At 54.7% G+C, this 22,842-nt stretch carries 22 protein-coding genes; 15 read left to right on the top strand and 7 right to left on the bottom strand.

Annotated elements, in window-relative coordinates; translation table 11 throughout:
• The first annotated feature begins 21 nt into the window (after positions 1-21).
• The gene (nlpA, locus tag M2433_RS16130) at positions 22-822 is read left to right on the top strand and encodes a lipoprotein NlpA (protein ID WP_429055255.1); all 801 of its coding nucleotides are present in this window, start codon (positions 22-24) and stop codon (positions 820-822) included.
• Positions 823-856: 34 nt separating this feature from the next.
• Here nlpA and M2433_RS16125 read toward each other — a convergent pair whose 3' ends face one another.
• Both M2433_RS16125 and M2433_RS16120 read right to left on the bottom strand, forming a co-directional pair.
• A complete protein-coding gene (locus M2433_RS16125) occupies positions 857-1,537 on the bottom strand; it encodes an EAL domain-containing protein (RefSeq protein ID WP_429055258.1) in 681 nt (226 codons plus the stop codon).
• Positions 1,538-1,606: 69 nt separating this feature from the next.
• Entirely contained in the window at positions 1,607-2,218 is a 612-nt protein-coding gene (locus M2433_RS16120) for a helix-turn-helix transcriptional regulator (protein ID WP_429055261.1), read from the bottom strand.
• A gap of 457 nt (positions 2,219-2,675) precedes the next feature.
• Here M2433_RS16120 and M2433_RS16115 point away from each other — a divergent pair, with 457 nt between their 5' ends.
• The gene (locus tag M2433_RS16115; RefSeq protein WP_429055263.1) at positions 2,676-3,341 is read left to right on the top strand and encodes a LuxR C-terminal-related transcriptional regulator; all 666 of its coding nucleotides are present in this window, start codon (positions 2,676-2,678) and stop codon (positions 3,339-3,341) included.
• A gap of 23 nt (positions 3,342-3,364) precedes the next feature.
• On the opposite strand, the gene M2433_RS16110 is transcribed toward M2433_RS16115, so the two are convergent.
• The 4 genes from M2433_RS16110 to M2433_RS16095 are packed head-to-tail and all read right to left on the bottom strand — an operon-like array spanning position 3,365 to position 8,282.
• On the bottom strand, positions 3,365-4,429 hold the full coding sequence (locus M2433_RS16110; RefSeq protein WP_429055266.1) for a fimbrial protein: 1,065 nt from the start codon (positions 4,427-4,429) through the stop codon (positions 3,365-3,367).
• Positions 4,430-4,441: 12 nt separating this feature from the next.
• On the bottom strand, positions 4,442-6,937 hold the full coding sequence (locus M2433_RS16105; protein ID WP_063430913.1) for a fimbria/pilus outer membrane usher protein: 2,496 nt from the start codon (positions 6,935-6,937) through the stop codon (positions 4,442-4,444).
• 15 nt (positions 6,938-6,952) lie between these two features.
• A complete protein-coding gene (locus tag M2433_RS16100) occupies positions 6,953-7,645 on the bottom strand; it encodes a fimbrial biogenesis chaperone (protein ID WP_429055269.1) in 693 nt (230 codons plus the stop codon).
• A 52-nt stretch (positions 7,646-7,697) separates the two neighbouring features.
• Positions 7,698-8,282 (bottom strand): fimbrial protein, encoded by a 585-nt coding sequence (locus tag M2433_RS16095; RefSeq protein WP_429055272.1) that lies wholly within the window; start codon positions 8,280-8,282, stop codon positions 7,698-7,700.
• Positions 8,283-8,656: 374 nt separating this feature from the next.
• On the opposite strand from M2433_RS16095, the gene M2433_RS16090 reads away from it, so the two are divergent.
• The 13 genes from M2433_RS16090 to M2433_RS16030 all read left to right on the top strand — a co-directional run bounded on the left by M2433_RS16090 (position 8,657) and on the right by M2433_RS16030 (position 21,594).
• Positions 8,657-9,457, top strand: a complete 801-nt coding sequence (locus tag M2433_RS16090; protein WP_429055274.1) for a winged helix-turn-helix domain-containing protein — start codon at positions 8,657-8,659, stop codon at positions 9,455-9,457.
• A 4-nt stretch (positions 9,458-9,461) separates the two neighbouring features.
• Positions 9,462-9,947 carry a hypothetical protein gene (locus M2433_RS16085; protein WP_429055276.1) on the top strand — a complete coding sequence of 162 codons (486 nt, stop codon included), beginning with the start codon at positions 9,462-9,464 and terminating at the stop codon, positions 9,945-9,947.
• A gap of 230 nt (positions 9,948-10,177) precedes the next feature.
• Positions 10,178-10,801, top strand: a complete 624-nt coding sequence (locus tag M2433_RS16080; protein ID WP_429055279.1) for a common pilus major fimbrillin subunit EcpA — start codon at positions 10,178-10,180, stop codon at positions 10,799-10,801.
• Between the two features lie 45 nt (positions 10,802-10,846).
• Positions 10,847-11,524 carry a pilus assembly protein gene (locus M2433_RS16075; RefSeq protein ID WP_429055282.1) on the top strand — a complete coding sequence of 226 codons (678 nt, stop codon included), beginning with the start codon at positions 10,847-10,849 and terminating at the stop codon, positions 11,522-11,524.
• Between the two features lie 6 nt (positions 11,525-11,530).
• Positions 11,531-14,125 (top strand): CS1-pili formation C-terminal domain-containing protein, encoded by a 2,595-nt coding sequence (locus M2433_RS16070; RefSeq protein WP_059310293.1) that lies wholly within the window; start codon positions 11,531-11,533, stop codon positions 14,123-14,125.
• Positions 14,103-15,701 carry a receptor gene (locus M2433_RS16065; protein WP_429055286.1) on the top strand — a complete coding sequence of 533 codons (1,599 nt, stop codon included), beginning with the start codon at positions 14,103-14,105 and terminating at the stop codon, positions 15,699-15,701. The genes M2433_RS16070 and M2433_RS16065 overlap by 23 nt, the downstream gene beginning before the upstream one ends.
• A gap of 3 nt (positions 15,702-15,704) precedes the next feature.
• Positions 15,705-16,361, top strand: a complete 657-nt coding sequence (locus tag M2433_RS16060) for a hypothetical protein (protein WP_429055288.1) — start codon at positions 15,705-15,707, stop codon at positions 16,359-16,361.
• Between the two features lie 72 nt (positions 16,362-16,433).
• The gene (locus M2433_RS16055; RefSeq protein WP_013094846.1) at positions 16,434-16,628 is read left to right on the top strand and encodes a hypothetical protein; all 195 of its coding nucleotides are present in this window, start codon (positions 16,434-16,436) and stop codon (positions 16,626-16,628) included.
• 23 nt (positions 16,629-16,651) lie between these two features.
• Entirely contained in the window at positions 16,652-16,837 is a 186-nt protein-coding gene (locus M2433_RS16050; protein WP_013094847.1) for a hypothetical protein, read from the top strand.
• Between the two features lie 66 nt (positions 16,838-16,903).
• Positions 16,904-19,000, top strand: coding sequence for a peptidase domain-containing ABC transporter (locus M2433_RS16045; RefSeq protein ID WP_429055291.1), 2,097 nt, complete (start codon positions 16,904-16,906; stop codon positions 18,998-19,000).
• The gene (locus tag M2433_RS16040) at positions 18,997-19,746 is read left to right on the top strand and encodes a hypothetical protein (RefSeq protein WP_429055293.1); all 750 of its coding nucleotides are present in this window, start codon (positions 18,997-18,999) and stop codon (positions 19,744-19,746) included. The genes M2433_RS16045 and M2433_RS16040 overlap by 4 nt, the downstream gene beginning before the upstream one ends.
• A gap of 6 nt (positions 19,747-19,752) precedes the next feature.
• Positions 19,753-21,003 carry an HlyD family secretion protein gene (locus tag M2433_RS16035; protein ID WP_429055296.1) on the top strand — a complete coding sequence of 417 codons (1,251 nt, stop codon included), beginning with the start codon at positions 19,753-19,755 and terminating at the stop codon, positions 21,001-21,003.
• Between the two features lie 261 nt (positions 21,004-21,264).
• Positions 21,265-21,594 carry a hypothetical protein gene (locus M2433_RS16030; RefSeq protein ID WP_429055299.1) on the top strand — a complete coding sequence of 110 codons (330 nt, stop codon included), beginning with the start codon at positions 21,265-21,267 and terminating at the stop codon, positions 21,592-21,594.
• Positions 21,595-21,623: 29 nt separating this feature from the next.
• Here the strand turns inward: M2433_RS16030 and M2433_RS16025 are convergent, their stop codons facing one another.
• The gene (locus tag M2433_RS16025) at positions 21,624-22,712 is read right to left on the bottom strand and encodes an AAA family ATPase (protein ID WP_429055301.1); all 1,089 of its coding nucleotides are present in this window, start codon (positions 22,710-22,712) and stop codon (positions 21,624-21,626) included.
• Positions 22,713-22,842 lie beyond the last annotated feature (130 nt).

The raw sequence follows: 22,842 nt of genomic DNA, 5'->3' as shown, positions 1-22,842 counted from the left end.
TCTAACAAAAGGAACTGTCTTGTGAAACTTCGACTGGGTGCGCTTCTCCTGACTGGCCTGCTGCTCGCGGGTTGTGACCAAAGCAGCAATGATGCCAAACACATTAAAGTCGGCGTCATCAATGGCGCTGAACAGGACGTGGCGGAAGTTGCTAAAAAAGTGGCAAAAGAGAAATATGGCCTCGACGTGGAGCTGGTGGGGTTCAGCGGTTCGCTGCTGCCCAACGATGCCACCAACCAGGGGGAGCTGGATGCCAACGTCTTCCAGCACCGCCCGTTCCTCGCAGAAGATAACAAGGCGCATAACTATAAGCTGGTGGCCGTGGCGAACACCTTCGTCTTCCCGATGGCCGGCTATTCCCGCAAAATCAAATCCGTATCCGACCTGAAGGACGGGGCGACTATCGCCATTCCAAACGATCCGACCAACCTGGGGCGCGCGCTGCTGCTGCTGCAAAAAGAGAAGCTGATTACTCTGAAGCCGGACGTCGGTCTGCTGCCGACGGCGCTGGATATTACCGCAAACCCTAAAAGTCTGAAGATTATGGAGCTGGAAGGGGCGCAGTTGCCGCGCGTGCTGGATGACCCAAAAGTGGATGTCGCCATTATCAGCACCACCTATATTCAGCAAACCGGGCTGTCGCCGGTGCATGACAGCGTCTTTATTGAAGACAAAAACTCGCCGTACGTGAACATTGTGGTCACGCGCGAAGACAACAAAGACGCGGAGAACGTGAAGGAATTTATCCAGTCCTATCAGTCGCCTGAAGTGGCAAAAGCGGCTGAAACGATCTTTAACGGCGGGGCGGTACCGGGCTGGTAAAGCCGTAAAAATGTCAACCTGACGCCACCGGTCTTTATGCCGTCACGCTGGCGTCTATCCGGCTTTCCGGCCAGAGAAAACCCTGGCCAAACCGGGCTCCCGACGCGCGGGCTCGCTGCAGATCCTGCGCGGTTTCAATCCCTTCAACGACGACAGCTCTGGCTATTTTATCTCTGACAAAGTGAACGAATGCGTCAAACCGGTCAGCGGCGTTGAGCTCTGAGCGGTCAAGCTTGATGCCGTCAACCGGCAGGGCAAGTCGCGCATAGTCGTCGGCCAGCTCGTACGTCAGGTCGTCCAGCCAGATTTTCCAGCCCGCCGCCTTAAGCCGGTGCAGGTTTTTGTGGATGCCGCGCTGCTCCGCGGTACTCATGCGGGTCAGGGTTAGCGGGTCCTGGATCTCAATCGTTAAGCGCTGCTGGTGGCGTAGGGCCAGCAACAGATCGATGGCTTTGGGGTCAAGCAGCCGATCGGCCGGAAAATTTATCCAGTACTGGCCTTTGTCCGGCCTCCGTAACAGCGTGTTTGCCTGCCAGAAAAAGATTTGCAGCGCACAGCGGGCGGGCAGCGAAGCGAAGAACACCTCCAGATTGACGTTGTGGATCTCCACAAGAACCTCATGCGCCACGGCCTGGCCGGAATGAAAATCCACTAAAGGCTGAAACCGCAGCCCCGTAATGGTATGCAGCATGGGAGAGGGTAGAACGGTGTACATGACGAGACCCTGAGAAAAAAAGGTTCCCGCGGACACGGGAACAAAGGCAAACGACACACGGTCGGGAAGTTAATTCAAGATCCAGCGAATGCTCTGATAGAACGAGGGGCCCCGGACGGCCTTGAGCTTATTCATGGCGTTGTTTTTGTAGAAATAGACCAGCCTGACGTTGCAGCCCAGCTGGCGGGCAATTTGCTTGGTTTTCAGGTTACATGAGTAGCCCCGAAGCACGCTGGCTTCCTCATTAGAGAGCCTTGCAGGGCGTTGTCGCGTCGTAATGCTTACGTTGTAATGGTTTAACGCCTTTGGCGTCTGGCTCATCAGGATTTGCCACATCGCCTTGATGTCCCCCAGCGAAACGCGCTTATTGATGACGCCATCCACATGCTTAAACTTCAGGAAGCCGGCGGATAACGAGTAGATATAGATCCTCGCGTCAGGCTGTATTTCTTTAATGCGCAGGATGTCTTCATTTGGCGTAATCACAAAGCTTCCGGTATTCAGCGGATCGTAAATCACGATATCCCACGCCCGTTCGCTGAGAAGAAAGTCTTCAATATTGCTAAACCCATGGAAAATAACATCCCGATGCTCGTCAGGTTCGCGGTTACCAAGATATTGCAGGCCAATCATTGTGAACTCGCAACTATCAACAACGGCCACATATATTTTTTCTTTCATGGTCATTCTCCTTTAGCAAAGCACCAGGTCCCTGTAAGCAAAACGGTCATTCGAATGGAGTGGTCACCCGTTAATTTGTGATGGGATGATGTGTAAAAGGTATGCCAGAGGCACATGTCGAGTAAAGAGGATGTTTTTTATTAGAGGAAAATAAAATTCAAAAAATATTTTAATGTCAGAACCAATATGTTTAATCTTCTTATAATATTGCAAACAGGTTTTTATGCTGAAAAATAGCGTAAGTTAAGATTTGGTCTGGTTCGGGATGGCTGTGCAGGCCGTTTTTTGCGTGGGTTATGCCTTTTTTTGTCCCGGAAATCCTAACCTCAGCCTGGTGCTTTACTCCGCTGCGGATTTTTATCGGCCCAGGCGTTAAAATCCTGGAGGGAATAAGTTGTGAGCGTGGTTTTATTAATTTACTATCTCTCTCCTTTATTCGCGTTAACAATGAAATAATATGATTTATTCTGAATTAACCGTCAGGGTTATTGTGTTTTATCGGGTCAATATTCTGCAGGAGATGATAAGCGATGCGCTGCGGAAATTACTGCCTGAATATTCCCTGCGCATATCGATAGTTGAATCAACAGAACAGCTCTTTGATGCGATTATCGATCGCCAGGTCGATATGGTGATAACCGAGTTCAGCTATCTGTTTAATCATAACGCCTGGGGAGTGCAAACCAGTAACAGGCTTAATATGCTGTGTCATACGCATAACGTAAAGCGCGTGCTTTTTGTTCCGGAATTACAGTACGGGCTATTAAAAAAAGTGCTGGAGATGAAGTACGAGCTGACGCTTTCTCTGCAGGACGAGCCCAGGGAGCTGAAAACGGAATTACGGGCACTGCTGACGACAGAGGACGTTAAGCCGCGGATCTCATCCTTTCTGAAGGGGATGATGCGCGCCGGCGCGCGCTCGCGCTCGGTGCTTTCCGCCCGGGAATGGGAGGTTCTTCATCTTATTGTGGAAGGCTACACGGTGACGGAGATTGCCCAGCTGCGAAGCCGCTCTGCCAGTACCATCGCCACCCAAAAGCACAATGCGATGAAGAAGCTTAACCTCGCCAACCACAGTGAACTGATCAGGTACCTGCAGATGGCGGGGAAAATCGGGAATTAAGCGATGATGTCCCGGACCGCGTATTACGGGTAGATAATATTCAGCGTGGCCGAGGTATTCAGCTTGCCCTGGGTGACCTTCCCCGGCGCCCAGACATAATACGACGCCGCCATCGGCAGGGTGAAGGTCTTGTTCAGTGCCCCGCCTGCCGCCACGCTAAACAGCAGCGTGGCGTTTCCACGGCTGGTGGTGGAGGTTGAGAAAACAACCGGCAGCTGCGGGTTGTTCCGCTGAATCAGCCGCAGGCCAACGCCCTGCGCGGCGCTGCTGCTGGTATCAACTAGCACCGAGCTGTCGGTGGAGAGCAGTTGATTGCTGGAGAGGAACATCTCGATGGCCCGGTCAGAACTGCCGTTCGCGCTCAGGTTCTGGCAGCTCATGTTAAGCGTGAAGGGGGTCAGCCCTGGCTGAGAAGAGGCGCTAAGCTGGGGAATGCCCAGCGTAGGCAGCGTCACCGTCAGCCCCGCGTTGTCAAACGAGCAGGTCGTCAGCTTCGGCGCATATTTGATGGTCATCGGCTGACCAAACATGTCGCGGTTATCGTATGGCCACTTAAAGCCGTTAAACAGCCACTGCACAATTTTCACCAGCTGGTTTATCGGCCAGGTAATGATCTCCCACAGCGACATGCCGCTCATATCGCTGACGAACAGCACGTCGCTCATGGTCGCCGTGTCGCCCGCAAGCGTGGTGCCGCTCTGGTTTACCAGCGTAAAGCGCACGGTGAAAGGGGTATTCAGCTCAGAAGCCGTATGGTTACCGCTGGCGGCCAGCGTCTTGTTGGGATGCGTGCTGGTGATCTCCGCCCGCACCATATATTTATTGTTGCTGAAGCCCAGAATGGTGGCGTAGTTACTGTCGGTCGAGAGGATCGGCGTATAGGAAAACTCGCTGTTGCCGGTTGAGCAGTTGAACGACCCGCTGTACTGGGTGGTGAAGCTTCCGGTCCAGGTTGGCGTGGCCGGCGTGAGCTTATCCGACAGGTCGACGCTGATTGGCGGGCCATAGGAAATGCTGCCCCCGGAGCAGGTGGCATAGCTTGCCCCGCTGACGCAGGCGAGAAACAGAAAGGTCAGTAACCGTATCATGTTGATGTTCCGTTAGTTATGGCAAACAGAAGGCGGGCTTTCCAGCCCCCACGCCGGTGCGGCGATATTGCAGTTTCCGTCACGCAGGTGGACGTTAAGCGCGCGTGGCGGCTCTTCCGCGCGGATGTAGAGCACGCTGGCCTGGCCGACATACCCCACCGACTCACCGCGCTCGTTCAGCACTTCGGTACCAAACGGCAGCGGCGCCCCGTCTGGACGGGTGGCGCGAAGCATCCAGGACTGGCGCTGGTCGGTGTCGAAGCGGATGTAATTCACCGCGCCATCGTACGGGGCGACGTTAGCGATGTTGCCGCGCACTTCTGCCCCACGGCTGTTCGCCGTTTCGGACAGGGTAATGGCGTTTTTACGGTACGGCGTGGCGTAAGGGACCAGCGCCACGCCGTCACGGTTGGTCACGATACTTTCATCTCCGTTGACCATCAGTCCTTCCGCCTTAGGGGCATCGACAATCGTCATGGTGGTGCCGGTTTCGTTCGAGGCAAGCAGATGCCACGGCACGGCGACCAGGCTGCCGCGCCCGTTCAGTCCGGTCTGGCGGTAGTCGGAGGACTCGCTGTATGAACCCCCCAGCGTGGCGAAGTTCGAACGGTATGCGGTATTCACGCTGGCCGTGTTGTTCCCGCCCCGGGCATTGCTGCCGGAGAGCGTATAGCTCAGGCGGTTCGACTCCAGCGCGTTGCCGCTTATGCTGATATTGCTCTGCTCATAATGCGAGTCGCTGGCCGTCAGGCTGGAGGTGATCCACGCGTTGTTATCAAACGCTGAGAACGGCAGGCTGAGGGAGAGGTAAAAACGCGTCTCCTCTTCACGCTCGCTGTTGCGCACCCGGCTGGCGGAGACGGTGTAGCTGGCCCGGCCGATGGCGTTGGAGTAGCCTGCCTGATATTCGCGCGAGGTTTGCGTGGCGTTCCAGTAGTCGCGCTGCGTGCCGGAGATAAACACCGTGCCCCAGTTATTGAGCAGACGCTGGTTCAGGTTAAGGGTGAAGGTATTTTTAGGCTGCGCGGCGCGCAGGGCATCCCAGGTGCTCATCGTCATCTCCGGGGCGACCCCGAAGCGATCCTTATAGTCGTCATACTGCGCTTTCAGGCGCTGATACCCTTCGCGGGAGTAGAGCGCGTCGCTAAAGCTGTAATAGCCTTTTGTGGAATAGCGGTAGGCCGCCAGCGTGAAGTTGGTGGCCGTCGTATCGATAAACTTACTGTACGACACGCGAAAGCTTTGGCCGCTGTCGGTTCTGTCCTGCAGCGTCGTCTTGGCATGGGTGACGTCCACGGAGACCGCGCCGAACGGCAAATTCCAGCCGGTGCCGATAAGCCCGGCCTGATAATTGTCGCTCACGATCGTACCGGTATACCCGGTTATCAGGTTATTAAAGCCATAGCGCAGCGTGGCCTGCAGGAAGGCCGGTTCCGCCTCGACGGTGTTCTGATGCACTTTACCCGCGATCATGCTGTACTCGCTCACGCCCTCTTTGAGCATGCCGGGCACGGCAGAGAAGGGCACCGTGAAGGATTGCTGTGAACCGTCAGCTTCGCGCACGACCACCAGCAGATCACCGGCCGATCCGGTCGGCTGAATGCTGTCGAGGGTAAACTGGCCCGGCGGAACGTTTTCCTGATAGATGACGTTGCCGTTCTGGATCACTTTTACCAGGGCGTTGGTGCGCGCCACCCCGTGCACCACCGGCGAAAAGCCTTGCTGCGAGTTGGGACGCATTTTGATATCTGACGCCAGCGAGACGCCGCGCACGCGCAGGGAATCAAACAGATCGCCCGGAATATAAAAGTCGCCCAGCGTCAGGTTAGATTTCAGCGCCGCCAGCGGGCGACGCAGGTAGCGGGTATTGTTTTGCCAGCTGCTGTCGCCGCTTGCGGATTTGCGCCAGGTGCTGCTGTCGCGAAACTGCCAGCCCAGCAGGTTGGCGCCGGAATCCAGCCCGGCGTAAAAATCGTCGTTGGTCTCTTTCGCTGAGCCTTTCGTCCGCGTGTTGTACCAGGTGGTGTTCCAGGAGAGCATGAGCGCCGGGATCCCTTCATCCCAGAACTGAGGCGCAACGTAGCCCTCTTCCGTGTGCAGCACGGCCGCCTGCGGCACGGTGAGCGCCAGGCTCAGGGTGCCGGTATCCGTTTTCACCTCGCCACCCTGAACGAGATCGTGCAGTTGCACCTGTCCCTGAGCAATGGCGGGCGCCGGAATCGCTTTGGTGTTGATCCCCAGCATCAGGGCATCTTTCCACGCAAGGCGAACGTCATCACGCTGTTCGCCATAGGTCACCGTATAGCGTCCCTTCCAGTCCCCGTTGACGTAAATATCCATCTCCTGCGGGCCGGCAGGCATAGCGTTGTTTTCGTAAAAACGTGACAGATCGGACTCACCGGATGCGCCAGCAAGCAGGGAAGTATCAAACGATACCGCACCCGATTTATGCGAAAGCAGAAGCGAGCAGACAGCCAGCATACAGAGCCTGTTTTGTTTCAATTTCATGGCGAGTCTTTCCGGTCACTGGCTGATAAGCGTGCGGGTTTTATAAGCACCCAAATCGTCTACATACATCAGCTGGTAGGTTTGGCCGCGCGTCACCGCGCTTTTGGTCGCCACGGTGAGCTGACCAAATGGCGATACCATCGGTGATTCCTGCAGTAATTTGCTTTTACCCTGAGAAATATTGGCAACGGTAATATGGAAAGGGCTCTCATTTACAATGCGGAACTGTTTGCCGCTGGCAACCAGCGTCAGTTTTCCCGTTGCGTCGTCCAGCGTGCCGGTTAACGCGGCCGGGCGGTAAAACATTTTGATGCGAGATTTAATCGCCAGCTGAACGGTATTCTGGTTTTGCACATTTTCCGGCTTTGGTGGAATATCGAGCACGTTCAGGAAAAAGACCGACTCGCGATCGGCAGGCAAATTCGCAGGCAGCTTTTTAATGCGCAGTTGCTGACCATTATGTTCGTTGACCTTCACCACCGGCGGGGATAAAAGAAAAGGTACTTTTGCCGTTTCCGGCGTCGAATGAATATCGCCGTCATCGATCCATGACTGCACCAGCGCAGGGGCATCTCCCGTATTGATTAACTGAACAATAACCTCTTTGTTATTCTCAGGATAAAGAACACGCGTGCCGTTAATAACAATATTGGCCCATGAGTAGCCCGTGCCGAGCAGCAGGAATGCCAGCAAAATAACCTTACGCATAATGGTAACCTTAAAAACAGGCTCCGCAGAAACGAAGCCTGATTAACTGAAATTACAGGTAGGAAATGGTGTACGTCACGTTAGAGCTCAATGCACCGACCGTTGCGGCAGCGGCATTGGTTTTATAGTAATAAACGTCCAGCGTCAGCGTTTCAGAATCTGGCGCTGCTGCAGTACCCATAATGTTGGTGGTGTAAGCCTGATTAAGCGTAACAGGCGTTGATTTACCCGGCTCCACTAATGCAAAACCTACGTTACGCGCCACGCTTGCATCATTTTCATTGACGCTGTTATTCAGCAGGTATTTACCGTCGGTAGAAATATTATCGGCGCTGGAGAAGTACACTTTCAGCGGCGTGCCGGTCGTGCCCGCAGCAGGCGTACAGCCCGAGAAGGTTAACGCAATGGATTTTTTATTTTTCGTAATCAGGCCAACCGTTGTTCCGGCATCCTTAACCGAAATTGGGGAGAGGGCGACGGTCATATCCGCGCTTTTTCCGCCATTAATCGTACAGGTGGTATCGGTAATAGCACCGGTAAAGTTAATTACGCCACCTGCTGAGTTATCAGCGGCAATCGCCTGAGTAGAAGCAATGGCTGCGGCAAGAACAGATACGGTCATGATCGTTTTGAACATGATAAACTCCATAATATTTTGTTTTATATAAAAAAGAATGTTTCCTGGCTGCGCAACACACTGTTACCGGCTAGCGGGCATAGCGACCTTAGTACGAGCCTTGACGATATTATGTTGCATCAAAAAGATACATAACAAAACATTATTCCGGTAATGTACATATTATAAGATTATAATCTTGTTATAATGTTTTTTTTAAGATCATAACCTAAACACCTTCATTCGGCGTTCCTGATTAATGAATTAATAATTGTTAATTTATGAAGTTTTCTATGCCGCTTGCTCAAATAATATTTGATGACTTGACCACACACTCTTTAGTCCTATTATTGCGGGACAAATACAGTCGTTAATAACAGTGGTGTAATAATCATATGAAGTATCTTATTGATCTCGCAATGCTTTATGAAGTGGACTCCGGTGTGATCATGATTAATGGAGAAGAGGAATCTTCGATTAAGTTATCCAACCAGGCGGCACGGTTGTTATATGAACTGATCATTAATAATGGCAAAACCCTCGACAGGGACGACCTGATAAAGAAAGTATGGGAAGACCGCGGCTTTTCCGGCTCCTCGGTCAGTCTTAATGTTGCCATAAGTGAAATCAGGAAAGCCTTTCGCAGTTTAGGCCGCGATCCTCTGCTGATTAAAACAATTCGTGGGAAAGGGTTTAGCCTGGCCGCACATATAGAACATCACACGGTAAGGCCACCCGTTTCTGCTCCGGAGAAAATCGTGGCCGAGGCGCCTGACGTGGTGACTCAACAGCGAGACCCGCCTGCGCGCCTGCATCGTCGCGACAGCGGCTTTACCACGCTGTGCGTCATGGCGCTGGTCGTTATTGCCGGCATTGCTGCGCTTTTTTTCTATCAAAACATGCGTGTGGCCGAGCGCCCTAAAGAGTCCGATATCCATCTGCTGGGCAAAATCGATCGCTGTACGGTTTATCTTATCGATAAGGACATGTATCAGCCGCAACAGGCTTACTTTAGCCGGGCCAAAGAGGCCATTACCCGTCAACAAATAGACTGCGAACATCAGGCTGCTGATGCGTATTATTCAAATTTTAAAAAGTCACAGCTGGAAAATGATTTCCTGGCTGTCTGTTATCAGCAGGACAGCGGCGATGGCTATAAAAATTGCACCTCTTACAGAAGCCTGACAGGGAGTTAAGAACATGTCAAAGAGACACCTGAGTATATTACTGGGCGTGATACTGCTGCTTTCTGTTATCGCCATTGTTCTGCTTTATCCTGAAAAAAACCAGGAGGAGGGATTTGGCTGCCAGTCAGATACGATTTCCAGCAAAAGCTATTCGACGGGGGAGTCAACGGGGTTGTCGTTAACGACGCTGCTTCTGTTTAATAGCAGCGATAGTATCACGGTGATCCATAAAGGCGTATTCATCCGCGGAGACAAGCGCTATTTGATTGACCGCAACTATGCCCTTAATGTTGAGAAAGTGGCTGGTAGTGATATTTATTATATTAAAGGAAAAAAACTGCATAAATCTGATGATGATGCTGCACCGGATGGAATAGTCAATGAGCTGCTGCTGGATAATATCGACTTCTTTTATGTTACCCGGGTTAAGAGTCGTGCCTGGCTAATTAAAGGGTTGGTGTTGCCTATAATGATGTGCGTGGCCGTGCCGACATCCTGAAATTCTGCAAAGCAGTAAGAATAGATGTTTTTCTATTAATCAAAAAAGTCTCAATTTTATTCATTATGTAACAACAAGATGCAAAAGCATTCTGTTTTTTTTCATCCTTTCCCGCGAGCAGGATGAAATTTTCTGTATTGCCTCGCTATTTTTGGGGTGACTATACTCCGCCTCGAAAAAGGGGCTCTCCTTTTTTAAACATCTGGATTCTTTTTTGAAGGACTAAATAAATGAACAAACTGAACGCTATCGTTCTGGGCTCACTGCTGTCTCTTTCTGCCCTGAGCGCTGTTAATGCAGCGGAAACTACCGCTTCTGCAACCTGGCAGGCTTCTGCAACGAAAGACAGCGATTCCGATCTGGTTGTCACGCCGACGCGTGCACTGAACTTCGTTTATAGCGCAAGCACGAAAGCCTTTAACACCGACACCGGTCTGTTTGATGTGGCTATTCGTGGTGACCACTCTTCTGCGACCAGCTTCAAACTGGAAGCGATTGTTGACGACTCTGACAACACCCTGTTCAGCGTTGGCGGCGAATCAACCAAGCTGAAAGTGGGCGCGCGCTTTGGCGGGACCGATCTGGGCTCAATCGGTGGCACAGTGGGTGCGAAATCAACGGCATGGACTACCCTGGTTGACTCTTCAAACAACACCGGCGTCTCTTCTGGCCTGTGGAACCTGACCACCAGCGCAGGCGCGGCGGCGAATACCGAAGTGACCGGCCAGGACAAATTTGTGTTCTACGTCGATTCTGCACAGGACAGCACCGGTGCGGCGAAAGAGTTCAAAGACCTGACCAACAGCCTGTGGGAAGGTACTGTGTCCGTTGCGTTCCGCGCAACCTGGGGCTAAGAGCTGACAGTTACAGGGGCGTAAGCCCCTGTTTAGGGAAATATCATGTTTAGCCTCAAACCCATCTTCTTCTTTTTACTCTTTGTCTCTTCCTCCGCGCTGGCGATTAATGTGGGCAAAGTCACCACCATTATTCCTGCCGATGCCGACTCCACCGCCAAGGAATTAAAAAACGAAGCGGACAGCGTGCGCATTATTTCCATCAGCGCCCAGCGTATCAGCAGCCCAATGGATGAAGGCATTGTCATTAACCCGGAGAAAACGGACGAACTGCTGCTGACGCCCACGCGCATGGTTATGCCTGCCGGGACCAGCAATATCGTCAAGTTTTACTATCACGGCAAGGCCGATGACCGGGAGCGCTACTACCGCGTGACCTTCATTGATGAAGGGGTCAGCGAAGATCTTGATAACGGCTCGCAAAAGAATGGCAAAGGGATGACCCGCGCCGTGGTGAGCACCATTCTGGTGGTCCAGCCCCGGAAGAAGAACGTCGACTTCGTCTACGTGGCCGGAAAAATAACCAATAAAGGCAATACCGCGTTTCGCGTGAATGCGAGCGGGATATGCCTGAAACCCAACCCGGAATCACCGACCACGCCGTGCGTTAAAAACTTCTACCTGATGCCGGGTACCTCACGCGCGATCGACGATATCAACGTTACGGACAGCCATTTTCATCTCGGAATTTGGGACCTGAAACAGTTCATTCCTGTTAAGTAAGGATGCATGGTGAAAAATAAATTAGTGTTGCCGGTGATGATGGCGTGCACATCCGGCCTCCTGCCCGCGTATGCGCATGCTGCCTCCAGCTCCGTGGTTATCGCTAATTACCGTTTTCCCGACTCGCTCTATGCCCTGCTGGAGCAGGGGATCAAAATCCCCGTTTATTTGGTCAATACCCGTCCGAATGCCGCGCAAACGGCGAGCGGCGCGCGTGACGTGAGCGAATATGTCCGTATTGGCGATGTAACGATTTACGCGAAAGATCGGCAGCTCGGGCTGCGCGACGTGCAGGTCCAGGAGTCTGATAACGGTATTCGTCTGTCGAAAGAGATGCGGACGTTGCTGCAAAGCATCAGCGGCAAACAGTTCGACGAGCAAATGCGTATTCCGGTGAGCGCCGGGTCGGCGTTTGAGCTGGACCAGAAAAAGATGCGTCTGCTGCTCAACCTCTCCCAGCGTGATTACGGGGTCAATATTCGCCCCCGTGAAGTGGATATCGATGCCCCTGAATCAGACGATCTGAGCGGCACGCTCTCCTATAACCTTGGCGCGTATCATACCGAGAGCGGCTACGGCGACAGCTGGTCATCCGGCTATCTCAACGCCAAAAGCTGGATCTCAATGGGGGTCGATCACCTGCTGGTCGATGGCTCTGGCTACGTTAACGAAAGCAGCAGCGACACCCAGATGAACGCGGTGATGTGGGAACGTGACTATCAGGGCATGCGCTACGCCGCCGGGATGCTGAACGGCTGGGCGATGCAGTCGCTGGCCAGCGTCAGCGGTATTTCCGGTGGCGAAGTGTACGGCGTATCGGTGGGCAACCAGGCTAACTCGCGCAAGCGGGACAATACCCTCTCCCTGACGCCGGTGGTGGTCTATTTCCCGACCGCCGGTGAAGCCCGAATTCGCCGCGACGGCCAGCTTATTGGCATTCAGCGCTTTGACGTGGGTAACCACGAAATCGACACCAGCGCGCTGCCCTACGGTATCTATAGCGTAGAAGTGGAAGTGGTCAGCGGCAGCCGCACCGTGTCGCGCAGCATGTACACAGTGAACAAACCTTTCAGCAATAACGTGTCGGAGTCGCTGCGCTGGCAGACGTGGGGCGGTATTTATAGCCGCGACAAATCCGTCGTCAACTACAAGAAGTACGCCAAACGGAAAAACGAGCAGGACAACAGCTACTACTACGATTACGACACCAAGCACAAAGACACCATGTCGCTGGTCGGCACCTCCTTTAGCAAGCGCAGCGGGATGGTCGACTGGAACGCGTCCGGCTACATGATGCGCGAACACGTGGTCAGTGAACTGTGGGCCTCCCTGAACCTGACCGGGTATTTCTCGGTGAACACCCAGACGATGGCCGCCTCGGACGGCACGTACCGCGCCAACTACGGGGCTAACGTCAGCCTGCCGTGGAATATCGGTTCGGTCTGGTACTCCCACGAGCAGCTCTCCAGCGGCAAGTTCCTTGATATCTATGAAAACAAAGGCAACACGTGGGGCGCGTCGTTCAGCCTGCCGTCGTTTGGCCTGCCTTCCGCCGGGAACCTGAGCCTGATGCGTCAGGAAGACGACGTATATCGCTATAAACGCTATCAGATTGACTACTCCCAGGGGCTGTACGCCGGTCGTTACGGCACGGCGCGCCTGCGGGTGGGCATGTCGCGCAATAAGTACGAAGGGTACTACGAAGAGAAAGACCGCTACGTGATGCTCGATTTCGCCATCCCGCTGGGTAACACCGTCTCCGTGGGTGTTTCCCATAACCGCGATACCGGCACGGCGCTCAACGTCAGCGCCAGTCGCCAGTTCGAAGGGGATTACCTGAAGTCGGTCACCGCCAACGTCTCAAGAGCCTTCAGCAGCAACCAGGATCGCACCGTGAGCGGCGGCGGCAGCGTCAGCTTCGACACGCCGTGGAACAGCAACATCCTCAGCGTGCAGAGCGGCACCAGCAAGGGCTGGAACTCCACGCTGACCAGCGACGGCAGCGTCGGCTGGTCAAAAGAGGCGATTGCAGCAGGTAAAGGGACCGACAGCGCAGGGGTGATTGTCAGCACCGGACTGAAGTCCGACGAGTCGCTCACGCTGAAGCTGAACGGCCGCACGGAGCGCATCAAGGGTGATAAAACCTGGCTGTCGTTGCCGGCCTATCAGGCCTATGACCTGGAGGTGATGAACAGCGAAACCGGCACCGAAAGCTATGACATCGGCGCGAATGCCCGTCGGCATATCACGGTCTACCCGGGTAACACGGTGGTGATGAAGCCGCAGGTGAAAAAAATCGTCACCCTGTTTGGTCGCCTTGTTGATGCCAGCGGCAACCCGGTGAGCGCCACGCAAATCAAAAACCACGTCGGGCTGACCCGTACGGAAAACGACGGTCGCTTCGTGATTGACGTGGACAAGAATAATCCGGTGCTCAGCATTGCCACGCCGGACGACAGCGTCTGCGAGGTGCGTCTGGATATCGAGTCCAACCGCGGCGCGCTGTGGCTTGGGGACATCTCCTGCGATAAGGGCGATTTCGTCTGGCAGGAAGCAAAAGGAACACGGGAACGTGAAGATGAAAAAGATATTCGCTCTTAATCTGCTGCTGTTAAGCGCGGCTGCGCAGGCGCAGCAGATGCCCTACTTTGCGATTAACAACCCGGACAACAACGGGACGGGCAACACGGCGGCGCTGTTTAGCCTGAACAGCACCTCGACCGCGTTTTTGCACGGATCGCGGGAGTGGCCGACCCTGAGCGCTAAAACCAACAACGGGATTGCCACCTACATTCCGGACAACAGCTTTAACGGCCCCGCGGGCAGCGCGTTGACCATCAACTTCAGCGTTACCGGCTCCAGCGCCTCGCCGTTCTTTAAGGGCACCGCGTGCTCTTCAACCTGCGGCACCACGGGCTATACCGCGGCGACAAGCTATACCGACACCGCTATGGTGGTGAAACCGCCGGTCATCGAACCCGGCACCTCCTATGGGCGCTGGGTGCTGGGGGATCCGTTCTTTAACTATCTGCTCAATGCGGCTCCCGGCAACGAGGTGACCATTACCTCCACGCCGCAGATCACCTCTATCAATAAGGTGACTACCACCAACACGCTGCACAAGGTGGGAACGTTGACCATGACCAACTCACGGGCGCTGGATCTGGGGATAGACCCGATCAGCGGCGAGGTCACGATTGTGGATGGTTCGACCGGCGCGACCTGCACCAAATACACCCGCAATACGGTATCGGGCGTGCTCTGTTCGCTGCTGGAATATACCTTCGTCGGCGAAGATATCACCGGCTATAACCCGGGCCTGGCGCTGACGTCATCCCGCGTAAACGGCGTGCTGCAGTCGCACATGAACGGCGGAACGGGTCTGGCGGCGGAAATCACCTTCGACGAGAGCAACTGGTACAGCATCTCCGGCGGTATTTTGAGCGATACCCGCGTGCTGGCGAATACCTTCCTCGCCGCGCCGCAAAAAAACGGCGGCAAGGCCAACCTCAAAATCTTTTTACCGAAGGCGCTGATTTTGAGCGTGGCGCAGGCGGGGGATGGCAGCAACATTGGCAATATCGTCAGCCTGTGCCTGACGCCAGGCAACAGTTCGCTGGCGGCGGATTTCTGCTTCCAGCCGGGCGGGGGGCTGGTCATTAACCCTATCCAGCCAGGACTGGCGATTGTGCCGGATAGCCCGGACTACACCCTCGACCCTAACGGCCTTGGCGGCTCCGGAAAAGGGACAATTGGCGAGGCGCCGATTGAGATCCCCTACACCATTACCTACAGCGGCGCGCAAAAAGATGCGGCGATTGCGGTAACGGTGAAGGTCACCGGGCCGACGCAGAGCCTGAACGGCGTAGACTACTGCGCCTTTAGCGGCAACGGCTTCACCGTGCCGATCCCCGGCAACGTGCTGGTGGGTAAAAGCCAAACGCTGAAGGCGCATAACTGCAAGGGCGAAGCGCTGTCCATCCCCGCACCCGCCACCCATGCGGAAGAGTGGGACAAGATAAGCTCCGGCGTGACGGACATGTGGCTGTGGAAAACGCCGCTGGTGCTGCAGTTTGTGATGAATAACCCGGTATCGAAAACGACCTATGACGGTAATAACTGGTTTGGTGAAGTGACGGCCCAGGGTCGAATTGATGTCAGCGCTTCCTGGAATTAAACGATGATGACTGGAAAATTCCTGGCTATTTTCGCAATAAATTACTTCATTTCCGCAAGCGCAAATGCTTTAATTATTGAAAGTCTAAATATTGATTTTCTACCCGAAAAAGAAGTTGTTTTTCAGCCAATAAAAAACGATACCAGCGTTCGACAGAATTATACTGTTTCGCTTATTCAGGTCGATGTTCCTAAAGAGCACGGGAAAGAGACTGAAATAAAAGATGGCGAGGTGATGTTCTCACCTAAACAGTTAACCCTGGAGAGCGGCGAGCAGGCCGGTTTTAAGTTTTATTACACCGGCCCGCACGACAGCAAAGAGCGCTATTATCGCGTTAAATTCACAGAGACGCCGCTCCAGGCGCGGGTTGTGATGAGCAGAGGCCAACGCATCCAGTCGGATGTGGTGGTTTCGCTTGAGGCTATTTTAATTGTCCGCCCATGGACAAGACATTTTGATTATGCGTTTAGCAACGGGGTGGTGAGTAATACCGGGAATACCTGGTTTAAATATGTCTCCTCCCAGGGATGTAGCTCACAATATAACGATTCAAAATATCTTCCGCCGGGTCAACGGCTGGAAATAGATAATTACGCGCAGCCTGCAAGGCGGATGATTATTTATGGGAATAAAATCATTCCGCTTTCGAGCTGCCCGTAACAACCGCTTTCCTTCATAAAAGGAAATTAACCTTTGGCGCAAGCTGAAGATTTACAACTACAGGAGAATAAAATGAAAGCGATTTCATTCGTAGAAGCGAAAGACATTATCGGTGGTGCATTAAACCCGTTCGCTGGCCTCGTTAAGGGTGCACAGCTGGGTTACGACACCGGTGCAAGCATCATGGGCATGGTAGGTGGTGTGGTTGGCGGAATTCTGGGTGGCGCGATGGGCTTCCTGGGTGCGCTGGTTGGCAGCTACAACTAATTCAGATTAACAGGAAGACAATCATGCAAGTTATCGATTTCAAAAAAGCACAGGCCATCATCGGTGGTTGGGATCCGTTCGCTGCTGCGCTTCAGGGTGCAAGCGCTGGCTACAACGCGGGCAGCCAGATGTTAGGCGCGCTGGGCGGCACCATCGGCGGCGTGTTTGGCCTGGTGGGCGGCTTCATCGGCGGCTTCTTCAGCGCATAAGTTATTGACCTATGCACCTATGGCCCGCATTGCCGGGCCATTTTTTTATTTCAGCCACGGATAATTATGTTTTCGCTTTTTCAGTATAAAAAAAAGGGTAAGACACCCATTATTCGCCAGCATGAATTTACCGAATGTGGGCTGGCCTGCCTGGCGATGGTGCTGGGGCACTACGAACACCATGTCTCCGTCAGCCAGCTGCGCAGGGAAATTTCGGTCTCTGCCGACGCGGGAACCTCGATGGCGGAATTAATGACCCTCGCCAGCGATAAAAATATGACGGGCCGGGTGCTAAAGGGCGAAATCACTGAAATTGAAAGTGCCGAACTGCCGCTCATCGCCTTCTGGCGCGGCAATCACTTCGTGGTTATCGTGAAGGTCGACGGCCGCAGCGTGACGGTCCACGACCCGGCCAGCGGCGTGCGTCGCTACAGCCTCAAGGAGGCGCAAAAACTCTTTTCCGGCTACGTGCTGGAGCTCAAGCCAACGCCGCGCTTCGACAAAAAATCGCCTGACGATACGCTCACGCTGGGCCGGCTGGCCAATAAATCCCCAAGCCTGTTCCAGCGGCAGGTGCTGCTGTTTGTGCTCTCGATTTTTACCCTCATCACCATGCTGGCCAGCCCCACCTACGTGCAGCTGATCATGGACGAGGCCATCTCGCGAAACGACAACGATCTGGTGATTTTACTCACCGCGATCTTCGCCATCGTCTTTATTTTTGAAGTCATAGGTAAATTCCTCAAGCAGATACTTGAGATCCTGATGCGCAACATTGCCTATGACGACCTCAGCCAGTCGGTACGCCACTATATGCTGCGCACCCAGACCGGCTGGTTCCGCAGCCGCCCGCCGGGCATCGTGCTGGCGATAGAAAAATCACTCCACGCCTGCGCGGAGTTCATCAGCAACGGCTATGTGCAGATCCTCTTTTCCAGCCTGATCGCCTTTACCAGCCTGCTGTTTATGCTGCTGTATAACGTGAAAATCGCCGTGCTGACGATGCTGCTGATGGGGGTGTTTTTCCTGATCCGCTTCTCGCTGATTGGCCCTTACCAGCGCGCGGTGGATGACTCCATCGAGCGCACCGCGAAGTACGAATCGCTGCTGGTGGAGACGCAGAAGGGGATCATCACCCTGAAGGCCAACAATATGGAGCAGGCCCGGGACGCGGTGATGGACAAATCCCAGCGCGAACACATTGCCGGGCTGATGCGCAAAGAGCGGCTGCTGGCCCGCTTTGACGTCGCCTCGCTGCTGGTGATCAACGCCGAGCAGCTGCTGGTGGTCTGCTTTGGCGCCTGGCTCATTCTGGAAGGGCAGATGAGCATCGGGATGCTTTACGCCTACATAAGCTACAAACGCTATTTCTCCGATGCGATGGTGCAGGTGGCGCAAAAGCTGCTGGATAAAAATGCGCTGAAGGGGCCGCTGGATCGCGTTGGCGACCTGCTGTTTGCCCCTTCCGAAGCCAGCCAGTTCGGCCGGAAGATTGTGACCTCGCCCGTCAGTCTGGAGTTTGAGGATGTCTCTTTTGCCTATCCGGGGCGCGAGGCGACGCTTCAGCACATCAACATGACGCTGAAGCAGGGAGAAGAGGCGGTGATTGTCGGCCAGAGCGGTTCCGGGAAGACCACGCTGCTGCGCCTGATCTCCGGGATGTTGCTCTCCACCTCGGGCAGCTTGCGGATCAACGCGATCCCGATTACCGAATGCGATCTCTCCTCGCTGCGCCAGCATATTCGCATCGTGCACGCGGACGATATTCTCTTTACCGGCTCAATCCTGGATAACCTCTCCTGTTTTGATAGCGCCCCGGACAAAGAGCGGGTGATTGCCGCCTGCCGTCTGGCGGAGATTGACCACGTTGTGGCGCGTCTGCCGCACGGCTATGAAACGGAGCTGCTGCCGGGGAATACCTTTTTCTCCGCAGGGGAGATGCAGCGTCTGGTGCTGGCGCGCGCCCTGTACAGCCAGCCGAAGCTGCTGCTGTGCGATGAAGTCACGGCAAACCTCGATAAAACCACCGCGCAGAAGGTGCTGGCGAACCTGCGTGGCCTGGGAATTGGCCTGGTGTTTGTCACCCACTCGCCGGAGGTGGTCGGCTGCCACGGACGGCTCTACACCATGGAAAACGGCACGCTGCGGGAGAGTGAGCAATGATGTTTCTCCCCCGTCTCTACGCCAGGCTTTGCGCCCGGCAGGCTGGACGCACCCTGCTGGCAAACCGGATAACGCAAAACTACAGCCAGTTTATGCGCTGCCCGGAGGCCGACGTCCCGGCCGATTTTCTACGACAGAACGCCCGGGAGATGAGCGGTTTTAACTTCGTGGAGCAGATCTTCCCGCCCGCGCTGTGGCGGCGCAACGTGCGCTTCGATCTCCATGCCCGCGTGGCGGAATTCACCCGCGAGCAGGATTTCTATTCCCGGCCTCGTACCCTGCTGCTGGGCATGCGCTGGGCCGGGTTTGGCCTGATCGCGGATGCGCTGCTCGCCACCGCGCCAGAAGACGTGCGCTTTCAGTTTGTCACCCGCCAGCCTGCGCTGCACAAGCTGATGGCCGCTCACGAAGGGCGGCGTGCAGGGGCGTTTTTCGCGCCGCATCGGCTGGTGACCGTGCTGCTAATGGATGAGCGCCTCCCGGATGCCCCGCTGTTCATGACCCAGGCGGGCGACCAGAAAGCGTGGTTAACGGATGTCTCGACGCGTTTTTTAACGCGCTACGGATACGCGGTTCGCACGCTGGTGCCCACCTGTTCGCTGCACGAGGCGGAGTTTGGGTTAGAGAGCCAGACGTATGCGCCAGAGGACTACCGCCAGGCCGCCACCGCCACGCTGAATGCGCTGCGTAAAACCCCCACGCTCTGGAGTGCATGGGACGATCTTTCAGTGATTTATCATGGATGACATGTCGTGAAATTAAAAAACCGAAGCCGACAACGTCGGGCGCTAATCCCGCACCATTTTTCAAAGAGCTACGAGATCAATGCCCCGCGCCTGAAAGGCGTGCTGACGCTGTTTATCTCCTTTTTCCTCTGCCTGCTGGTCTTTTCCATCGTCTTTAATTTTTCGGAGACCACGCTGGCGCGCGGCGTGCTGATCCCGGCCCAGGGCGATGTGGAAGTCCGCGCCAGAGAGTCCGGCACCATCGTTGATTTCGCGGTGCGTCCGGGCCAGTACGTGAAACAGAATGACCCGCTTTTTACCGTTTCGCAGGACTACGGCGGCAAGCAGGGATCGGTGGTGCAGTTCGACCGCCAGCAGATGGAGGCGGAGAAAAAGCGCAGCGAGCAGCGCATTCAGGCCATTGAGGATTCTATTGCGTCCTACCGCAAAAACCTGGCGCAGCAGCTGGATCTTACCGACCGACAGATAGCGGTTTCCCGCGATAAGGTGAAAAAGCTGCGCGCGCTGCTTAAAAACAACACCGACACGTACGAAGCGTGGAAATCGGTATCGGGCAAAGGCTATGTCTCAAAGGTGGATCTCGATAAAAGCCACAACGACGTGCTCAACGCCCAGCTTAATCTGACCCTGGAGGAGAGCACCATCCTTGACCTCGAGGCGCGCAAAACCAGCCTCACCGACAGCACCCAGTCGCAAATCGACTCCCTGAGCGAGGAGCAGCTGTACGTGAAGAACCGGATCAGCGAAATCGACCGCAACCTCTCCAGCCGGGGCAGCTCAACCATGGCGATGCTGGCTCCTGCCGACGGGTACGTGGTGGCGATCAACTTCCCGCCGGGTCGGGCCATTACGCAAAACAGCGAAGTGGTGGTGGTGATCCGTAAAAATACCGCCGCGTCGATGGAGGGGTATCTCTATGTGCCTGCCACGGGCGTGGGCCGGGTGGCAAAAGGGGATAAGGTGAAGCTGCGCTTTGACTCCTGGCCGGTGGATAAATATGGCTCGGTGGAGGCAACCCTGTCTGATTTCTATGAGGTGAACATCGATGCCCATTCGGCGCTCATCCCGCTGCAGGAGGGGCAGAACTACTACCTTGCTAAAGTGCGGGTGCCTTCCTGGTTTACCGACCCGGACAAGAAAAAGCGTCTGCTGATGGGCGGGATGACGGTTAACGCCGATATCGTTATCGATCGTAAGCCGCTCATCAACCTGCTTATCGCGCCGCTGGAGCGGGTGCGCAAGCGGTTTATCGATTGACCCGATTTCATCGGTTATCGCGCTTTAACCCACATTGTTAAGTGGGGCAACGGGCTATCCTCCTTATCACACCAACCGGAGGATAGCCCATGAACATCACCCATATTCACAACGCCACCCAGCTGATTACCTACGCCGGCAGTGTCTTTTTAGCGTGACCCTGTTTTTTGCTGTTTAATGCTGATGTACCAGACGTGTTACAAGACGCAGCTCTTCCGATTAAGATATTCCACGTTACTTTCCAGAAGAAAAGGTAGTGGCATGAACAATATTGAAACGCAGTTACTTGAATCAGGTTTCACCGTAAAAGAGTTAGCGTATCTGAACCGAAACATCAGTCGTTATGGTTCATCCTTGCTCGAGGTCGTGCTTGAGTTAGGTAAGCGATTTATCATGGTTCTGTGTATTACTGCGGCTGTGGCTATGATTTTCCTGGCGCTTCTTTTTTTCGCTGAACATTACAATCTTGTTTCCGGGGGCATTTCTCTTTTCATCGTGTTGGTGATTGTCTGGTTTTTTCAACCCCCGATCGTTACCTACAAAGCCTGGCGTTACAGGAAGAAATACACGCGTTCTAACCTGACGCACTAAATTTTAAATCCAAACAGGCTTATGCAGAGCTACCCCAGCTTCTCCACCCTCGTCTCTCCCTCCACCATCGACAGCTGATACAGCGAAAACGATCTCTGTTTCTCAATCAACGTCGCCAGCTCCGGCGAGTGGCTGGTGAGCCAGATCTGCGAGTAGCGGCTGGCCTCGGCGATTAAGCTCGCAAGGGCGGGCAGCATCTGCGGGTGCAGGCTGTTTTCCGGTTCGTTCAATGCGATAAACGCCGGTGGGCGCGGGCTTAACAGCGCCACCGCCAGGCACAGGAAGCGGAGCGTGCCGTCAGAGAACTCCGCCGGTTCAAGCGGCCTGCTCAGCCCTTCGCGCTGCATCATCATCCGGAAGCGCCCGCCAGCGTTGTCGCTGTAGAACACGCAGCCGGGGAACGCCTGGTCGAGAATGCGCATCAGCAGCAGTTCGTCGCCAATCTCGACGATGGTCTGGAACGCCGCCGCCAGGTTGGCGCCGTCGCTGGCCAGCACCGGGGAGCGGAAGCCGACCTGCGGGGCGCGCATTGCCGAGCCGGATGAGACGGAAAACTCATGATAAAAGCGCCAGTTCCGCAGGGACTCGCGCATCTGCGACACTTCCGGGTAAAGGTGCGGCTCGCCGAGCTGGCCGAATACCGATTCGTTTTCATAAAGCGTGCCGCTGTGGGTCACTTTCTCGTGATGCACGTTATTCAGAAACACCGCCTGATTCCTGCGCTTCATCAGCTGGGACGACGGGCGTCGGTGCTGGCCGCTCAGCCAGATGGACTCTTCTTTGATCACCGGGTCGAGCTGGAACTGCGAAGGGTAAGGCAGCTTCTCGACAAACCCTACCTGCAGCTCGTATTCGTAGGTCTCTGTTTCAACCGCCAGGTTCATCCGTCGCAGCTGGTCGCTGCGGGTTTTGCCTGCCCAGAACACCTTCAGAATGCCGCCCTCGTTCGCCAGCGCCTGGGAGAACTGCCCCTGCGCCGCGCTGTGCATCAGGTAAATCGCCTTGTAGATATTCGATTTCCCGGTGCCGTTCGGCCCGAAAACGATGTTGAGCTGCTCCAGCTCCAGCGACATATCGCGGATGGAACGGTAGTTTTGGATGTGAAGGGTGTTAATCACACGCAGGTCCCTTTTTGCAGAACAGGCCTGTATATAATCACAGCCTTTTAGATAAAATGCAAAAAAGAGACGACAGTGAGGATGTCGTCTAAACGGGGTACTGCTTTGGGCCTCTACGGGTCAATGGGGC

The organism is Enterobacter sp. AC1 (assembly GCF_050434705.1).
In the GTDB taxonomy this organism is placed as follows: domain Bacteria; phylum Pseudomonadota; class Gammaproteobacteria; order Enterobacterales; family Enterobacteriaceae; genus Enterobacter; species Enterobacter cloacae_L.
Note: the sequence above shows the minus strand (reverse complement) of the source record. Positions and strands in the feature narration are given on the sequence as shown.

Coding starts and splice junctions, on each gene's coding strand:
- M2433_RS16125 (WP_429055258.1), bottom strand. CDS start 1,537: ATGTACACCGTTCTACCCTCTCCCATGCTGCATACCATTACGGGGCTG.
- M2433_RS16120 (WP_429055261.1), bottom strand. CDS start 2,218: ATGAAAGAAAAAATATATGTGGCCGTTGTTGATAGTTGCGAGTTCACA.
- M2433_RS16115 (WP_429055263.1), top strand. CDS start 2,676: ATGATTTATTCTGAATTAACCGTCAGGGTTATTGTGTTTTATCGGGTC.
- M2433_RS16110 (WP_429055266.1), bottom strand. CDS start 4,429: ATGATACGGTTACTGACCTTTCTGTTTCTCGCCTGCGTCAGCGGGGCA.
- M2433_RS16105 (WP_063430913.1), bottom strand. CDS start 6,937: ATGAAATTGAAACAAAACAGGCTCTGTATGCTGGCTGTCTGCTCGCTT.
- M2433_RS16100 (WP_429055269.1), bottom strand. CDS start 7,645: ATGCGTAAGGTTATTTTGCTGGCATTCCTGCTGCTCGGCACGGGCTAC.
- M2433_RS16095 (WP_429055272.1), bottom strand. CDS start 8,282: ATGTTCAAAACGATCATGACCGTATCTGTTCTTGCCGCAGCCATTGCT.
- M2433_RS16090 (WP_429055274.1), top strand. CDS start 8,657: ATGAAGTATCTTATTGATCTCGCAATGCTTTATGAAGTGGACTCCGGT.
- M2433_RS16085 (WP_429055276.1), top strand. CDS start 9,462: ATGTCAAAGAGACACCTGAGTATATTACTGGGCGTGATACTGCTGCTT.
- M2433_RS16080 (WP_429055279.1), top strand. CDS start 10,178: ATGAACAAACTGAACGCTATCGTTCTGGGCTCACTGCTGTCTCTTTCT.
- M2433_RS16075 (WP_429055282.1), top strand. CDS start 10,847: ATGTTTAGCCTCAAACCCATCTTCTTCTTTTTACTCTTTGTCTCTTCC.
- M2433_RS16070 (WP_059310293.1), top strand. CDS start 11,531: ATGGTGAAAAATAAATTAGTGTTGCCGGTGATGATGGCGTGCACATCC.
- M2433_RS16065 (WP_429055286.1), top strand. CDS start 14,103: ATGAAAAAGATATTCGCTCTTAATCTGCTGCTGTTAAGCGCGGCTGCG.
- M2433_RS16060 (WP_429055288.1), top strand. CDS start 15,705: ATGATGACTGGAAAATTCCTGGCTATTTTCGCAATAAATTACTTCATT.
- M2433_RS16055 (WP_013094846.1), top strand. CDS start 16,434: ATGAAAGCGATTTCATTCGTAGAAGCGAAAGACATTATCGGTGGTGCA.
- M2433_RS16050 (WP_013094847.1), top strand. CDS start 16,652: ATGCAAGTTATCGATTTCAAAAAAGCACAGGCCATCATCGGTGGTTGG.
- M2433_RS16045 (WP_429055291.1), top strand. CDS start 16,904: ATGTTTTCGCTTTTTCAGTATAAAAAAAAGGGTAAGACACCCATTATT.
- M2433_RS16040 (WP_429055293.1), top strand. CDS start 18,997: ATGATGTTTCTCCCCCGTCTCTACGCCAGGCTTTGCGCCCGGCAGGCT.
- M2433_RS16030 (WP_429055299.1), top strand. CDS start 21,265: ATGAACAATATTGAAACGCAGTTACTTGAATCAGGTTTCACCGTAAAA.